2 protein-coding genes are annotated in these 685 nt (G+C 42.9%); both read left to right on the plus strand.

The features are described 5' to 3' along the window. Positions 1 to 433 (plus strand): heme-binding protein (locus tag A3735_RS21910; RefSeq protein ID WP_068638640.1); only part of this gene is annotated, 433 nt, incomplete at its 5' end. A 159-nt stretch (positions 434 to 592) separates the two neighbouring features. Further along, the coding region (locus tag A3735_RS29195) for a transposase (RefSeq protein WP_156499822.1) at positions 593 to 685 on the plus strand (93 nt) is incomplete at its 3' end.

Raw genomic sequence — 685 nt, forward strand, 5'->3', positions numbered from 1 at the left:
ATTGGTTTCCACAACGATGAATAGTGAAAAGGGGAGATCGTCAAACGATAGTGCTTTCAAACGACTTTTTGCTTATATCTCCGGCGAAAATAGTAAGGGGCAAGATATCAGCATGACCGCGCCTGTGTTCATGGATCAAGACAAAGCAACTAAAATGTCTTTTGTTCTTCCCGAAGATTTCAGGATTGAGACAGCACCGGCGCCGAGAGACCCAAACGTTTCTTTGGAGCGAGTCAATGATTACACCGTTGCAGCGATTCGCTTCAGTGGTTGGCTGGACGAGGACACAATAGAAAGCAAGAAAAGCGAACTATTGGCTTGGTTGAATGAGCAGGATATCAAAGCCATTGGGCAGCCTATTATTGCCGGTTATGATCCACCTTCGTCAATTCCTTTTTTTAGACGAAATGAAGTTCTAATCCCGATAGAGTAGACCCCATCTTTGTGTTCGTATGCCATGAGTGTGAGAAGGGTGCTATCTAACTGGTCTCTTCTGGACAGTGTGTAGATCCTAATCTATCTTTGATAGTGATCTGCTTTAATCAAACAGGACACTTCAATAAGGAATATAATCCAATTATTGAGGTGTTAAATGACAAAACGAAAGAACAGAAGTTATACAACAGAGTTTAAACAAGAAGCGGTTGCCCTGGTCACCGAGCAAGGCTATAGCGTTCCTAAAGCG

The sequence above is a fragment of the Oleiphilus sp. HI0061 genome, assembly GCF_001635675.1.